Origin of the sequence: Streptomyces decoyicus, assembly GCF_019880305.1 — a bacterium.
GTDB classification, from domain to species: Bacteria; Actinomycetota; Actinomycetes; order Streptomycetales; family Streptomycetaceae; genus Streptomyces; species Streptomyces decoyicus.
Window position 1 is genome coordinate 4,310,695 of the sequence record NZ_CP082301.1, and the last position, 12,847, is coordinate 4,323,541.

The 12,847-nt window shown below is 69.3% G+C and carries 13 protein-coding genes and 1 tRNA gene; 5 read left to right on the top strand and 9 right to left on the bottom strand.

The annotated features are described in order from the left end of the window. Positions 1-40 precede the first annotated feature (40 nt). Positions 41-2,032: a Stk1 family PASTA domain-containing Ser/Thr kinase gene (pknB, locus tag K7C20_RS18910; protein WP_053210247.1), complete on the top strand. Its 1,992-nt coding sequence runs from the start codon at positions 41-43 to the stop codon at positions 2,030-2,032. A 257-nt stretch (positions 2,033-2,289) separates the two neighbouring features. On the opposite strand, the gene K7C20_RS18915 is transcribed toward pknB, so the two are convergent. The 6 genes from K7C20_RS18915 to K7C20_RS18940 form a co-directional block, all read right to left on the bottom strand. Next, positions 2,290-3,030: a class E sortase gene (locus K7C20_RS18915; RefSeq protein ID WP_030075673.1), complete on the bottom strand. Its 741-nt coding sequence runs from the start codon at positions 3,028-3,030 to the stop codon at positions 2,290-2,292. A 25-nt stretch (positions 3,031-3,055) separates the two neighbouring features. Then, positions 3,056-4,522, bottom strand: coding sequence for a class E sortase (locus tag K7C20_RS18920; RefSeq protein WP_053210248.1), 1,467 nt, complete (start codon positions 4,520-4,522; stop codon positions 3,056-3,058). After that, complete coding sequence (locus tag K7C20_RS18925) at positions 4,519-5,175, bottom strand: aminodeoxychorismate/anthranilate synthase component II (RefSeq protein WP_030075679.1); 657 nt, start codon at positions 5,173-5,175, stop codon at positions 4,519-4,521. Before K7C20_RS18925 ends, K7C20_RS18920 begins: the two co-directional genes overlap by 4 nt. Next, complete coding sequence (locus K7C20_RS18930; RefSeq protein WP_006604449.1) at positions 5,172-5,348, bottom strand: hypothetical protein; 177 nt, start codon at positions 5,346-5,348, stop codon at positions 5,172-5,174. Before K7C20_RS18930 ends, K7C20_RS18925 begins: the two co-directional genes overlap by 4 nt. A gap of 81 nt (positions 5,349-5,429) precedes the next feature. After that, a complete protein-coding gene (locus K7C20_RS18935) occupies positions 5,430-6,170 on the bottom strand; it encodes a class E sortase (RefSeq protein ID WP_030075681.1) in 741 nt (246 codons plus the stop codon). 37 nt (positions 6,171-6,207) lie between these two features. After that, positions 6,208-6,978 (bottom strand): DUF881 domain-containing protein, encoded by a 771-nt coding sequence (locus tag K7C20_RS18940; RefSeq protein WP_030075683.1) that lies wholly within the window; start codon positions 6,976-6,978, stop codon positions 6,208-6,210. Positions 6,979-7,157: 179 nt separating this feature from the next. On the opposite strand from K7C20_RS18940, the gene crgA reads away from it, so the two are divergent. Continuing rightward, complete coding sequence (gene crgA / locus K7C20_RS18945; RefSeq protein ID WP_018092078.1) at positions 7,158-7,412, top strand: cell division protein CrgA; 255 nt, start codon at positions 7,158-7,160, stop codon at positions 7,410-7,412. Positions 7,413-7,648: 236 nt separating this feature from the next. On the opposite strand, the gene K7C20_RS18950 is transcribed toward crgA, so the two are convergent. Both K7C20_RS18950 and K7C20_RS18955 read right to left on the bottom strand, forming a co-directional pair. Next, positions 7,649-8,557, bottom strand: coding sequence for a rhomboid family intramembrane serine protease (locus tag K7C20_RS18950; protein WP_030075687.1), 909 nt, complete (start codon positions 8,555-8,557; stop codon positions 7,649-7,651). A gap of 143 nt (positions 8,558-8,700) precedes the next feature. Continuing rightward, complete coding sequence (locus tag K7C20_RS18955) at positions 8,701-9,228, bottom strand: peptidylprolyl isomerase (RefSeq protein WP_030075689.1); 528 nt, start codon at positions 9,226-9,228, stop codon at positions 8,701-8,703. Positions 9,229-9,618: 390 nt separating this feature from the next. Between K7C20_RS18955 and K7C20_RS18960 the strand changes: the two genes are divergently transcribed. Continuing rightward, complete coding sequence (locus K7C20_RS18960; RefSeq protein WP_053210249.1) at positions 9,619-10,338, top strand: DUF5324 family protein; 720 nt, start codon at positions 9,619-9,621, stop codon at positions 10,336-10,338. 174 nt (positions 10,339-10,512) lie between these two features. Here the strand turns inward: K7C20_RS18960 and K7C20_RS18965 are convergent. Continuing rightward, positions 10,513-10,585 (bottom strand) — tRNA-Ala (locus K7C20_RS18965). A 127-nt stretch (positions 10,586-10,712) separates the two neighbouring features. Here K7C20_RS18965 and K7C20_RS18970 point away from each other — a divergent pair. Both K7C20_RS18970 and K7C20_RS18975 read left to right on the top strand, forming a co-directional pair. After that, the gene (locus K7C20_RS18970; RefSeq protein ID WP_030075693.1) at positions 10,713-11,261 is read left to right on the top strand and encodes a helix-turn-helix domain-containing protein; all 549 of its coding nucleotides are present in this window, start codon (positions 10,713-10,715) and stop codon (positions 11,259-11,261) included. Between the two features lie 41 nt (positions 11,262-11,302). Further along, entirely contained in the window at positions 11,303-12,835 is a 1,533-nt protein-coding gene (locus tag K7C20_RS18975; protein ID WP_053210250.1) for a serine/threonine-protein kinase, read from the top strand. Positions 12,836-12,847 lie beyond the last annotated feature (12 nt).

Below are 12,847 nucleotides of genomic sequence, written 5' to 3' on the forward strand. Positions count from 1 at the left end.
CCGGTGCGGTCGGGACTGACGGAGAGGGCTGGAGAAGCTTATGGAAGAGCCGCGTCGCCTCGGCGGCCGGTACGAGCTGGGCTCGGTGCTCGGCCGCGGTGGCATGGCCGAGGTGTACCTCGCGCATGACACCCGCCTGGGCCGCACCGTAGCTGTGAAGACGCTGCGGGTGGACCTCGCCCGTGACCCGTCCTTCCAGGCCCGGTTCCGCCGTGAGGCCCAGTCGGCCGCCTCGCTGAACCATCCGTCGATCGTCGCGGTCTACGACACCGGCGAGGACTACGTCGACGGTGTCTCGATCCCGTACATCGTCATGGAGTACGTCGACGGCTCCACGCTGCGTGAGCTTCTGCACTCCGGAAGAAAGCTGCTGCCCGAGCGGTCGCTGGAGATGACCACCGGTGTCCTCCAGGCGCTGGAGTACTCCCACCGGGCCGGCATCGTCCACCGCGACATCAAGCCGGCCAACGTCATGCTGACGCGCACCGGCCAGGTCAAGGTCATGGACTTCGGCATCGCCCGCGCGATGGGCGACGCCGGGATGACGATGACGCAGACCGCGGCGGTCATCGGCACGGCGCAGTACCTCTCGCCCGAGCAGGCCAAGGGCGAGCAGGTCGACGCCCGCTCCGACCTGTACTCCACCGGCTGTCTGCTCTACGAGCTGCTCACCGTGCGGCCGCCGTTCGTCGGTGACTCACCGGTCGCGGTGGCCTATCAGCATGTCCGCGAGGAGCCGCAGAAGCCGAGCAACTTCGACCCCGAGATCACGCCGGAGATGGACGCCATCGTCCTCAAGGCGCTGGTCAAGGACCCGGACTACCGCTATCAGTCGGCCGACGAGATGCGGGCCGACATCGAGGCGGCGCTGGACGGCCAGCCGGTCGCGGCGACCTCCGCCATGGGCGCGGCGGGCTACGACCAGGACCAGCCGACCACCATGCTGCGGCCGCAGGACCCGGCCGGCCAGACCTCCATGCTTCCGCCGATGAACCCGGACGACGGGGGCTACGGCTACGACGATCGCGGCGACCGGCGTCGTGGTGGCGGCCAGAAGAAGAGCAACACCTCGACGATCCTGCTGGTGCTGGCGGCCGTCCTCGTCCTGGTCGGTGCGATCTTCATCGGCAAGGCGATGTTCAGCGGCAACAAGGGCGGCGGCACCACGCCGGTGCCCAACCTCGTCGGCAAGACCCTCAAGGAAGCCAAGGCCTACGGGCGGAACGGCACCTTCAAGGTCGCCGAGGGTGGCCGCAAGTCCTGCGACAACGTCAAGAAGGGCCAGGTCACCTCCCAGAAGCCGGCAGCCGGCGGAGAGATCCCCAAGAACGAGACGGTGACCGTCACGCTGTGCTCGGGTGCCACCAAGGTCACGGTTCCGGACGTCAAGGGCCTCACGTTCCAGAAGGCGGCCGACGAGCTCAGCAGCAAGGGCTTCGACAACGTCAAGCAGACCCAGAAGGTCTCCGACCGCACGCCGGGCACCGTGATCGACCAGGACCCCCCGGGCCAGAGCGAGGCGACCAAGAACACCCAGATCACGCTGACCGTCGCCCAGGAGTCCCCCAAGCGGAACGTCCCGGACGTCAAGGGCCAGGCCTTCGAGGCCGCCGAGAAGCAGCTGCGCGACAACGGCTTCGAGGTCAGCAAGACCGAGCAGGAAGTCACGGACCCGAACCAGGTCGGCAAGGTGCTCGACCAGAGCCCCGTCGGCAACACCCAGGCCAAGATCGGCTCCACGGTGACTCTCACGGTCGGCAAGGCAGGTGCTCAGACACCGGTCCCGGGTGTGGTCGGCCGGACCCTGAAGGAGGCGAAGCAGGCGCTCCAGCAGGCCGGCTTCACCAACCTCCAGCTCGCCGGCGGCAGTTCGCAGGAAGACAACGCCCGCGTGATCAATCAGGACCCGCAGCCGAACACACCGTCGGACCCCAAGGCCACCACCGTGACGCTGACGACCGTCGGTGGTGGCGGCAACGGGGGCAATGGCAACGGCGGCTTCATCGGCGGACCGTTCGGAGGCGACGGCTAGCGGTCCCCGTACGGAAGCGACACGGAGCCCCGGCAGCCTTCAAGGCGGCCGGGGCTCTCGCCTTACCGTGCCCCTCGTGCACCGAACGACCGCCGTGGCATCTCGCCGCTTCGGAGTTCCTTTCACCGGCAGCGGTCGCCCCGCCATACGCGGTGTGTTCAGTGCGACGGTCCACACCCCCGGGGCCGACCCCACCCGGCGCGCCAGAGCCCCTCAGGTCCTGGCCCTGAGGGGCTCTGGCGCGCGCCGGACCTGCGCTAGCGGAGTTCCTTCGGCGGGGTGCGGTCCGCGTCGACCTTCTCGGTGCGCTCCAGCTCGCCCCAGACGATGTAGCGGTAGTTGGAGGTGAAGACCGGGGTGCAGGTCGTCAGGGTGATGTAGCGGCCCGCCTTGTGCTTGCCGGATTCCTTCGGGATGCCGTCGAGGACGTCCACGTTGTACTTCGAGGTCTCGGGCAGCGTCGCGAAGACCTTGTAGACGTACCAGGTGTCCTTGGTCTCGAAGACGATCGAATCGCCGTCCTTGAGCCTGTCGATGTTGTGGAACTTCGCGCCGTGGCCGTCACGGTGCGCGGCGAGGGTGAAGTTGCCCTTCTTGTCCTTCGGCAGCGCCGACTTGACCGGCTTGGTGTAGTAGCCGGCCACCCCCTCGTTGAGGATCTCGGAGTCGGTGCCCTTCTCGACCAGTACCTCGCCGTTGTTCATCGCCGGTACGTGCAGGAAGCCGATGCCGTCCTTGGTGTCCAGCTTCCCCGGCCCCTTGGGCCCGCTGTTCGCCCAGTGCTGCCGCACCTGGTCGCCCTGCTTGTGCGCTTCGCGGTCGGCGAGGACGTTGGTCCACCACAGCGAGTAGGCGACGAACAGGCCCAGGATCAGCCCGGCGGTGATCAACAGCTCGCCTATGACGCTGACGACGGCGGCGATGGTCCTGCGCACACGGCGCGGCTTGACTGGCGGCGCGGACCGGTCGCACTCCTCGTCGGTTCCGGTTGCAGTCACCGCGTTGCACCCCTCTTATGTTGGCTCAGCCGGCGAGCGCATCCGGTTTGCCCTTGCTCCGCGGCCGCTCGTCGACCATTTTGCCCCAGACGATCATCCGAAAGGTACTGGTGAACTCGGGAGTACACGTCGTCAGGGTGATGTAGCGGCCGGGCCCGGTGAATCCCGAACCGGGCGGCACGGGGCCGATCACGCTGGTGTTGCTCGGAGACGTCTGCGGGAGGATGCTCTCCATCTCGTACGTGTAGTACGAGCTCTTCGTCTCAACGATGATCTTGTCGCCCTTGGTGAGGCGGTTGACGTAGCGGAACGGCTCACCGTGAGTGTTGCGATGGGCCGCCACCGCGAAGTTGCCCTTCTTGTCCCAGGGCATCGCCGTCTTGATCCCGCTGTTCTTGTCGTAGTGCCCGACCATGCCGTGGTCCAGCACCTTGTGCTTGTCGATCCCCTCGGCTATCGGCGCCTTCACATCGAGCTTGGGGATATACATGATCCCGAAGCGCTCGCCGTCCGCGAGATTCTTCTTCTCGCCGCCGCCCTTGTCCCACTCGTGCTGAAGGTTGTTGGCGGCGCCGCCCGCCTCCTGCTCGGCCATCACATTCGTCCACCACAGCTGATAGGTGACGAACAGCAGCATCAGCACGCCGAGGGTGATGAACACTTCGCCCAGCGCGCGGCTGGCGATCAGGCTGGGGCTGTCCTTGGCGGCTCGCGCGGCCTGCCGGGCCTCCAGCCGGGACATGGGGGCGGACGCCCCTTCAGATGCGGTCGCAGCAGCCGCTGTGGTGGCGGCCGCACCGCTGTGGCGTCCGCGCCTGCCGCCGCGCTTGGCGGCCTCCTGAGCGGCCTTGCGCCGGGCCGCTCGGCCTCCGGAGGCCGGGTTCGCTGCATCCGACGTGTCGGTTTCACGTGAAACCGGGTCCTCGGTTTCACGTGAAACGGTCTCGCCGGGCTCCTCGGCGTGACGCAGCGCCATGGTCTCGTTGTCGTCCAGCCACGGCGTGGGAGCAGTTGCCGCGGCCGGAGCGGGACTCACGGCCGGCGCGGGGGCAGGCGGTACCGGTGCCTCCGGCGCGGCATAGCGCTGGGATATCGGCTCGGTCGACGCGGGGCGGGAGTCATGGCCCGAGCCATATCCCTGGCCGTAGGCGGCCGTCTCGGCGCCGTAGGACTGGCGGTCCGGCCGGGACGGGCGTTCCGGCTCCACATGCGGGCGGAACCACGGAGAACCCTGCGCCCCGCCCTCCTGAGCCGCCTTGCCCCGTCGTCGCCCCCGGCCCGGCTGCCCGTACGGACCGGGCGCGGGCGTCGGTGCCGCATGGCCCGGCAGTGGATCGTTCAACGGGTCGTCGAGCTGCTCCACCGCCGCCTCGAACGCATCGGGGTACCCGTACGGATCCTGTGGTCCGTGCGGCTCCTGCGGCGCGTACGACTGCTGCGGGTCGTTCGGCTCGGAGGATCTCCCTTCACGCTCGGGGCGTAGGTCGGTCACGCGCCGGCCTTGCCGACCACCGGGGCCAGCCCCGTAGAGCGCTCCACCGCTCCCTTGTCGCCGCACTCGACGAGCCAGTTGGCGAGCATCAGGTGCCCCCACTCCGTCAGGACCGATTCGGGGTGGAACTGCACGCCCTCGACCGGAAGTTCGCGGTGCCGCAGGCCCATGGCGATCCGTCCGCCGGGGGCGTCCTCGGACACCGTCCAGGCGGTGACGATCAGCTCGTCGGGGACGGTGGCCGTTTCGACGGACAGGGAGTGGTAGCGGGTGGCGGTGAAGGGGGACGGCAGACCGGAGAAGACGCCGGCGCCTTCGTGGGTGACGAACGAGGTCTTGCCGTGCAGCAGTTCCGGCGCACGGTCCACCACACCGCCGTACGCGACCGCCATCGACTGCATGCCCAGGCACACACCGAAGACCGGGACGCCGGTCTCCGCGCAGTGCCGGACCATGTCGACGCAGACGCCGGCCTGCTCGGGGGTGCCGGGACCGGGCGACAGCAGCACCCCGTCGAAGCCGTCCTGGGCATGCCGCGGCGCGACCTCGTCGTTGCGGAGCACCTCACATTCGGCACCCAGCTGATAGAGGTACTGGACGAGGTTGAAGACGAAGCTGTCGTAGTTGTCGACGACGAGAATCCGTGCGGTCATCGGACGGCTGCCATCCCTTGGTCGACAGTGACGTCATTGAAGGGGAGCAAGGGCTCCGCCCACGGAAAGACGTACTGGAAGAGTACGAAGACGACCGCCAGCGCGAGCACCAGTGAAATCAGCGCCTTCACCCACGTGTTGCCCGGCAGATGCCGCCAGATCCAGCCGTACATGCTGTCGCTGTCCCCTTGCCGATGCCGATGACGATGTCGATTGCGACACCAGAGTAAGGGGCGAGGGCGGGCACAGGGGGGTCAGCCGGTCAAAGCCGATGGCCTTCCCTGCGCCGCGGGTTGGGTGGAATCCAGGTGTGCCCAGGCGATCAGCCGGTGGCTGTGGCCCCATTCCGGCTCGCAGGTCGTCAGCGTGAGATAGCGTCCGGGGCCGTTGAAGCCGGATTTCCGCGGTACGGGGTCGATCACCCCGGTGTCGGCGGGCAGCGTCGTATAGGGCCGGTTGTCGATGCGGTAGGTGAACCAGGTCGTACCGTCGGTCAGCACCACGGCGTCGCCGGGGCGCAGCCGTGGGAAGTCCTTGAAGGGGTCGCCGTAGGTGCGGCGGTGGCCTGCGACGGAGAAGTTGCCGGTCTCGCCCAGGCGCGCGGTGCGGTCGTAGTGGCCGAGGCCACGCTTGAGGACGTCGGTCGCGGTGCCCTCTAGCACGGGCTTGGCCCAGTCGGCCCCCAGACGCGGGATGTACATGACGGCGAAGGAAGCACCCGGTGTGTAGCGGCGGGGCGGCTCGGCCGGTGCGGACGTGCTGCCGGGGGCCGGCTTCCGGTCGGGGGTCTGCTCGCCGCCGGGGCCGGTGACGGAGCCCGTGGACCACTGGTGCTGGAGCTTGCCGATCTCGCCGTCCATGGCGCTGTCGGCACGTACGCCGGTCCAGAAGAGGACATAGACCACGAACATCACGATCAGCGCGCCGACGGTGACGCAGATTTCGCTGAGCGTCCGCACGATCCACCGCACCGCTGTCCGGCCCCGCAGCGTCATCCTGCCCCGCCCCTCCCGCCGCCCCGCGGCGTGCGGGCTACGGCTTCACAGGCTGTGCGTAGTGGAGATCCACTGTGCCGGAGTAGCCGGGAAGAGTCACCGCTTCGTGCTGGTCGACTTTCCAGCCCAGGCCGTAGGCGTTCACATACTGGAGGTAGTTCTGGATGGCGGGCGAGGCCGTCAGCGCGTTGGTGAGGGCCTCGCGGTTGCCGACGGCGGTGACCTTGTACGGCGGGGAGTAGACCCGGCCCTGGAGGATCAGGGTGTTGCCGACACAGCGCACCGCGCTGGTGGAGATCAGCCGCTGGTCCATGACCTTGATGCCCTTGGCGCCGCCCTGCCACAGGGCGTTCACCACGGCCTGCAGGTCCTGCTGGTGGATGACCAGGTCGTTGGGCTGCGGCTCGGGCACCCCAGGGATCTTGGCGGCGGCGTTCGGCGGGGCGTCGGTGAGCGTGACCGTCACGCCCTGGCCCTTCACCGGCTTGGTGCCGGCACTCTTCTCCAGCCCCTTGACCTTGGCTTCCTCGGCCTCGGAGTTGCCGTTGTCGCGCCGCGCGAGGGCGTCGACATCCTCCCTCAGGGTGGCGTTGCGGTCGTCCTGGGAGCCGTTTTTGTGGCTGCGTTCCTGGATGAGGTCGGACAGCCGCAGCATCGAGTCGTCCGAGCGCAGATTCGTGCCCCGCGCGGTGTCGAAGCTCAGCCAGAACAGCAGCCCGGCGAGCGCGAACACAATCAGGGTGAGAATCCGCACGGGCCGCAGACGGGGGCGAGTGGGGCGGTCGGGGGGGTCAGCGGAATTGCTCAACGTACCCTTACTCCTTACGGCGCCGCGGAAGCACTACGCTAACGGACGCCCGGGAAAAGGAATCCGCTCCCCACCTCGTCCGTGCCCCGGCACACCTCGTACCTCCCCGCCAATGGGGGCACCGCCCGCTCAAGCCTGGTTGAGGGCGGGGGAGCAGCGCATCGACAGGAGAGTTCCTCGTGCCGAAGTCACGGATCCGCAAAAAGGACGACTTCACGCCGCCGCCGGCGAAGACCACCAACCTGAAGATGAGCTCAGGCCGCGGGTGGGTGGCGCCGCTGATGCTGGCGATGTTCCTGATCGGGCTGGTGTGGATCGTGATGTTCTACGTGTCCGAGGGCGATCTGCCGATCGCGGCCATGGGCAACTGGAACATCGTGTGCGGCTTCGGCTTCATCGCGGTGGGCTTCGGCGTATCCACCCAGTGGAAGTAGCGCAAGCCCTACCCAAGGCCATCCACACGGTTATCCACAGCCGGGGAAAACTTCAGAAGATCTGTGGATAACCTTCCGGAGGTTGACGCCGGTGTGATCGGCGGCACCCCCGCCCGGCCTGCGTCTGCCCGCATCCTTGCTGGGGAAACGCAGGTCAGGGTGGCCCGGGGCGGACGTGCCGCACAGCATGCACAAGATCGGCCACGCACTGTGGACAACTTGACGCGCCGGGCTCCTCAGGCCGCCAGCAGAACGGTCCGTACCCACACCACCGCGCCGACCGCGAGCAGCGCGACCACACACGTCGCGGCCTGCACCAGGGTCCGGCGGTCACGCGGCGCATGCACCATCCCGAACGCCACCGCGGCACCCACGACCAGGCCGCCGACATGGGCCTGCCAGGCGATGTTCGGCCACAGGAACGTGAAGACCAGGTTGAGGCCGAGCAGGATCAGCACCGGCTTCATGTCGTAATTCAGCCGCCGCAGCAGTATCGCCGTGGCGCCGAGCAGCCCGAAGATCGCGCCGGACGCACCCAGCGAGGGCTGGTTCTGCGCGGCGAGGAGATACGAGAGCGCGCTGCCGCCCAGGCCGGAGAGCATGTAGAGCGCGATGAACCGCAGCCGGCCGAGCGCCGCTTCCAGGGGCGGCCCCAGCCACCACAGCGACAGCATGTTGAAGGCGATGTGCGCGATCTGCTGGTGCAGGAACATCGCGGTCAGCAGGCGGTACCACTCGCCCTCGGCGACGCCGACGAGCTGATAGCGGCCCGGGTCGAAGGCGAGCCCGAGCAGATCGAGCCGGTTGACCAGCTCGTCGCCGGTCGCCAGCACGGCGATGAAGACGGCGAGGTTCAGGCCCAGAAGGATCTTGGTGACCAGCCGCGGATCGGCCGCGATCGTGCCGCCCGCGATCGTGCGCGGCGCCGTCGCCTGCGGTGCATGGCCCGTGCCGCTGCCGCCGCGTACACAGTCCGGGCACTGGAAGCCGACCGAGGCGCTGACCATGCACTCGGGGCATATCGGCTTGTCACAGCGGGTACAGCGGATGCCGGTCGGGCGATCCGGGTGGCGGTAGCAGCCCGGCAGGCCGTCATTCCCCTGCGCGTCCTGCGGCTTCTGTGGGCTGCCTGGCACCTGGTCCATCCGTCCCCTCGTCCTCTTCTCCGTCCGGGCGCTTCCACGCTCCACCCGCCCGCCCGGCCCTGGACGAGCCTCGCGCCCCGCCTGATGTACGACCGGGCGGGGCGCAATGGTTCCCCGGACCTGGCCGGGGCACAAGAGGCGGCTCAGCGGGTCTCGACGACCACCGACTCGATGACGACGTCCTGGACGGGACGGTCGGTGCGCGGGTTGGTCTGGGTGCCGGCGATGGCGTCGACGACCTTCTTGCTCGCCTCGTTGCTGACCTCACCGAAGATGGTGTGCTTGCCGGTCAGCCACGCGGTCGCCCCGACGGTGATGAAGAACTGCGAGCCGTTGGTGCCCGGACCGGCGTTGGCCATGGCCAGCAGGTACGGCTTGTTGAAGGCCAGGTCGGGGTGGAACTCGTCCCCGAACTCGTAACCGGGGCCGCCGGTGCCGTTGCCCAGCGGGTCGCCGCCCTGGATCATGAAACCGCTGATCACCCGGTGGAAGACGGTGCCGTCGTACAGCCGGTCCGTGGACTTCTTGCCGGTCGCCGGGTGGGTCCACTCCCGCTCGCCCTTGGCGAGCTCGACGAAGTTCTTGACCGTCTTGGGTGCATGGTTCGGCAGGAGCCGAATCTCGATGTCGCCCTGATTCGTCTTCAGGGTGGCGTAGAGCTGCTCAGCCACGATCTACCTTCCATAAGTCTTCGCTGACGGTTCCCGATCCTCGCACGGACCGGCCCTCCAATCGTCCGACCACGGCCCCGCACAGAGCTTCGCGCCGCTTTTCACCCTCGCCCGGCCACAACCGCCCCCACGAGCCTCACACGGCCTCGCGCGCGTCGCCCGGACCTCGCTTCCTGACATCTTTCGTGCTGATTTCCTGCGCCCGGAGCGGCAAATCGTGGCATTGTCGTCAAGAAGGCTCCGGAAGGTCCGCAATGACCCGGATGCCCGCTCGCACATGCCGTACGGCGCATGAGCGGGCATGATCTTCAAACGGGTGGACAGGCGACACAGCAGACATGGGGGACCAGCCCCCCAAGCCCCGGACACGCCACCGAGGAGGAGGATCCCGTGACCCGCAAGGACAGCGTGCGCGCCGCGACCGGTACGGCCAAGGACAGCGTGCGGCACGCCGCGGAGGTGGTAGCTCCTTATGCCGGTACGGCCAAGGACGCCGCCGTGCACTTCGCTCACGAGGCCCGGACGCGAGCGGCTCCCAAGGTGGCCGAGGCCGCCCACCAGGCACGTGCGCAGTACGACGCCCATCTGCACCCTCGTATCGAACACGCCCGTGGCACGCTGCCGCCCAAGGTGGACGCGGCCGCGACCCGGGCGGCCTGCCGGACCCGTAAGGCGGCCCGCCAGGCGGCCGACTACACGGCACCGCGGCTGGAGCACGCCGTGACCCACGCGCGTGCCGCGGCCGAACCCGTACGCGAGGAAGCGCTGGCCCGCGGTACCGCCGCGCTCGCCGCACTCCGCGGCCAGGTGACGGCCGCCGAGATCGCCAAGCTCCAGAAGAAGCACAGCCGACGGGCCAAGTGCGGCAAGCTCGCCAAGCGCCTCACCGTGCTGGGCATCCTGGCCGGCGGCGCGGTCGCCGCCTGGAAGTGGTGGGACAAGCAGGCCAACCCTGACTGGCTGGTCGAGCCGCCGGCCCCCACCGAGGTCAGCGACCGAGGTCGGCTGAGCGCGGTCGACGGCAGCGAGGGCGCCTCGCTCGACCCCGACGTCCAGGCCAAGCAGGCCGAGGCCGAGGCCGACGAACGCGGCGGCGGCACCACCGCCTGACCGCGGACCGCCGCAACATCACCGGGCCGTGTCCCCACCCCGTACGAGGGGTGGCGGGCGCGGCCCGGTCGCGTAGGGCCGGCAAAGCTGCCGCGGCGAGCGGGCCGACGTCTCGTCAGGAAACGCAAAAGCCCTCCTGACCAGCGACGACGCCGATCCGAAGGGCTTTGGGAGTGGAGCCTAGGGGAGTCGAACCCCTGACATCTGCCATGCAAAGACAGCGCTCTACCAACTGAGCTAAGGCCCCTTCGCCGACCAGGGTACCCGGTGTCCGACCGCTTTCCCGACCGGGTATCGCCGCACACCGTCGCTCTCCGTAGGATGCTTCGCGAGATTCGCGGCAGCGAAGCGACCGGGGAGACAGGGGAGACGGTATGGACGCAGCACAGCAGGAAGCCACCGCACGGGCCCGGGAACTTCAGCGCAGTTGGTACGGAGAGCCTCTGGGTGCGCTGTTCCGCCGTCTCATCGACGATCTCGGTCTCAACCAGGCCCGGCTCGCCGCTGTGCTCGGTCTGTCGGCCCCGATGCTGTCGCAGCTGATGAGCGGACAGCGCGCGAAGATAGGCAACCCGGCCGTGGTGCAGCGGGTGCAGGCGCTGCAGGATCTGGCCGGCCAGGTCGCCGACGGCAGCGTCAGCGCCGGCGAGGCCACCGACCGCATGGAAGAGATCAAGAAGACGGCGGGGGGTTCGGTGCTCAACAACACCGCACAGCAGACGTCGTCGACGGGGGCGACCACGGTGCGGCGCGTGGTACGGGAGATCCAGTCGCTGCTGCGGTCCGTCTCCGACGCCGGGGACATCATCGATGCGGCGAACACCCTCGCCCCCGCTCACCCCGAACTGGCAGAGTTCCTCCGGGTCTACGGTGCCGGTCGTACCGCGGACGCGGTCGCCCACTACGAGGCGCACCAGAGTTAGCCACAGGGGACGTTGCGAGTTCAGAAGGCGGACGGGGCGCAATGGGTGAGATCTTCGCCGGTCGGTATGAACTGATCGACCCGATCGGTCGGGGTGGGGTGGGCGCGGTCTGGCGCGCCTGGGACGCCCGGCGACGCCGCTACGTTGCCGCCAAGGTGCTGCAGCAGAGCGACGCGCACACACTGCTGCGCTTCGTCCGTGAACAGGCCCTGCGGATCGACCATCCGCATGTGCTGGCCCCGGCGAGCTGGGCCGCGGACGACGACAAGGTGCTGTTCACCATGGATCTGGTGAACGGCGGCTCGCTGGCGCATCTGATCGGGGATTACGGCCCGCTGCCGCCGCGGTTCGTGTGCCTCCTCCTGGACCAGCTGCTGGCCGGGCTGACCGCGGTGCATGCGGAGGGCGTGGTGCACCGGGACATCAAGCCGGCGAACATCCTGCTGGAGGCCACCGGTACCGGCCGGCCGCATCTGCGGCTGTCGGACTTCGGCATCGCGATGCGCAAGGGTGAGCCACGGCTGACCGAGACCAACCTCGTGGTGGGCACGCCCGGTTACTTCGCACCGGAGCAGCTGCTGGGTGCCGAACCCGACTTCCCCGCGGACCTGTTCGCGGTCGGTCTGGTCGCGCTCTATCTGATCACCGGCACCAAACCGGACGCCGACGGCCTGATCCAGCACTTCTCCCGGCACGGCATCCCGAACGCGCCCGAGGGGGTGCCGGAGCCGCTGTGGCAGGTGCTGGCGTCCTTGGTGCACCCCGACCCGGAAGCCCGGTTCAGGACGGCCACGGGGGCGCGTAAGGCCGTCATCGCGACGGTCGAGCTGCTGCCGGACGCGACGATCGAGGAAGAGATCGTCGAGGTCTTCGACCACATAGGCCCGCTGCCGGCCGGCTTCGGGCCCGACGGCCCGCTGCGTGCCAAGGAGGCCGACGGACCCGCGACGGCCGGCGCCACCGCAGGCACGGCGGCCACCGGGCACCTCTCCATGTCGGACACCGGAAGTTTCCAGCTCGCGCCGCCGGAGCCGAGCACCGCGTCGGGGCCGGGCGCCTCGGCGACGCCCCCGCCGGTGCCGGTGCCGGACGGTTCGACTGCCGGCCATGGCGGTTCGCCCACGGGGCACGGGGATACGCCCACGGGACATGGTGACTGGCACACCGGCTACGGCGAGACGCCCACGGGGCACGGCGGTTCGCCCACGGGGCACCACGGCTCGCCCACCGGGCACGGCGGTTCGCCTACCGGCCACGGCGGTTCGCCCACCGGGCACGGCACCCCGGCCGGACCCGGCACCGCGTCCGGCGGGCGCCCGGCGCCTCCCCCGCCTCCGGCGCCCTCGTACGTGCCCACGGCCGCCGTCCACCCGGAGTCCGCGACCCGCCCCTATACGGCGGGCCCGCTCCCGGTCCCGGGACAGGCCCCGGGCGGCGCCCCTGCCGACGCCCAGGCCGCGGCGCCGCCCGTCCCGTACAGGAAGCCGGGACCGCCCCCGAAGGTCGCGATCCCGGTACTGATCGTGGCGTTGCTGTGCATCGCGGTCGGTGTCTGGGCACTGGTGACCGCCTGAGAGGCCGTCTGA

What these genes read in the sequence shown, in the direction of transcription:
- pknB (WP_053210247.1), top strand. Translation starts at nt 41, where the DNA reads ATGGAAGAGCCGCGTCGCCTCGGCGGCCGGTACGAGCTGGGCTCGGTG.
- K7C20_RS18925 (WP_030075679.1), bottom strand. Translation starts at nt 5,175, where the DNA reads ATGACCGCACGGATTCTCGTCGTCGACAACTACGACAGCTTCGTCTTC.
- K7C20_RS18930 (WP_006604449.1), bottom strand. Translation starts at nt 5,348, where the DNA reads ATGTACGGCTGGATCTGGCGGCATCTGCCGGGCAACACGTGGGTGAAG.
- K7C20_RS18935 (WP_030075681.1), bottom strand. Translation starts at nt 6,170, where the DNA reads ATGACGCTGCGGGGCCGGACAGCGGTGCGGTGGATCGTGCGGACGCTC.
- K7C20_RS18950 (WP_030075687.1), bottom strand. Translation starts at nt 8,557, where the DNA reads ATGGACCAGGTGCCAGGCAGCCCACAGAAGCCGCAGGACGCGCAGGGG.
- K7C20_RS18970 (WP_030075693.1), top strand. Translation starts at nt 10,713, where the DNA reads ATGGACGCAGCACAGCAGGAAGCCACCGCACGGGCCCGGGAACTTCAG.
- K7C20_RS18975 (WP_053210250.1), top strand. Translation starts at nt 11,303, where the DNA reads ATGGGTGAGATCTTCGCCGGTCGGTATGAACTGATCGACCCGATCGGT.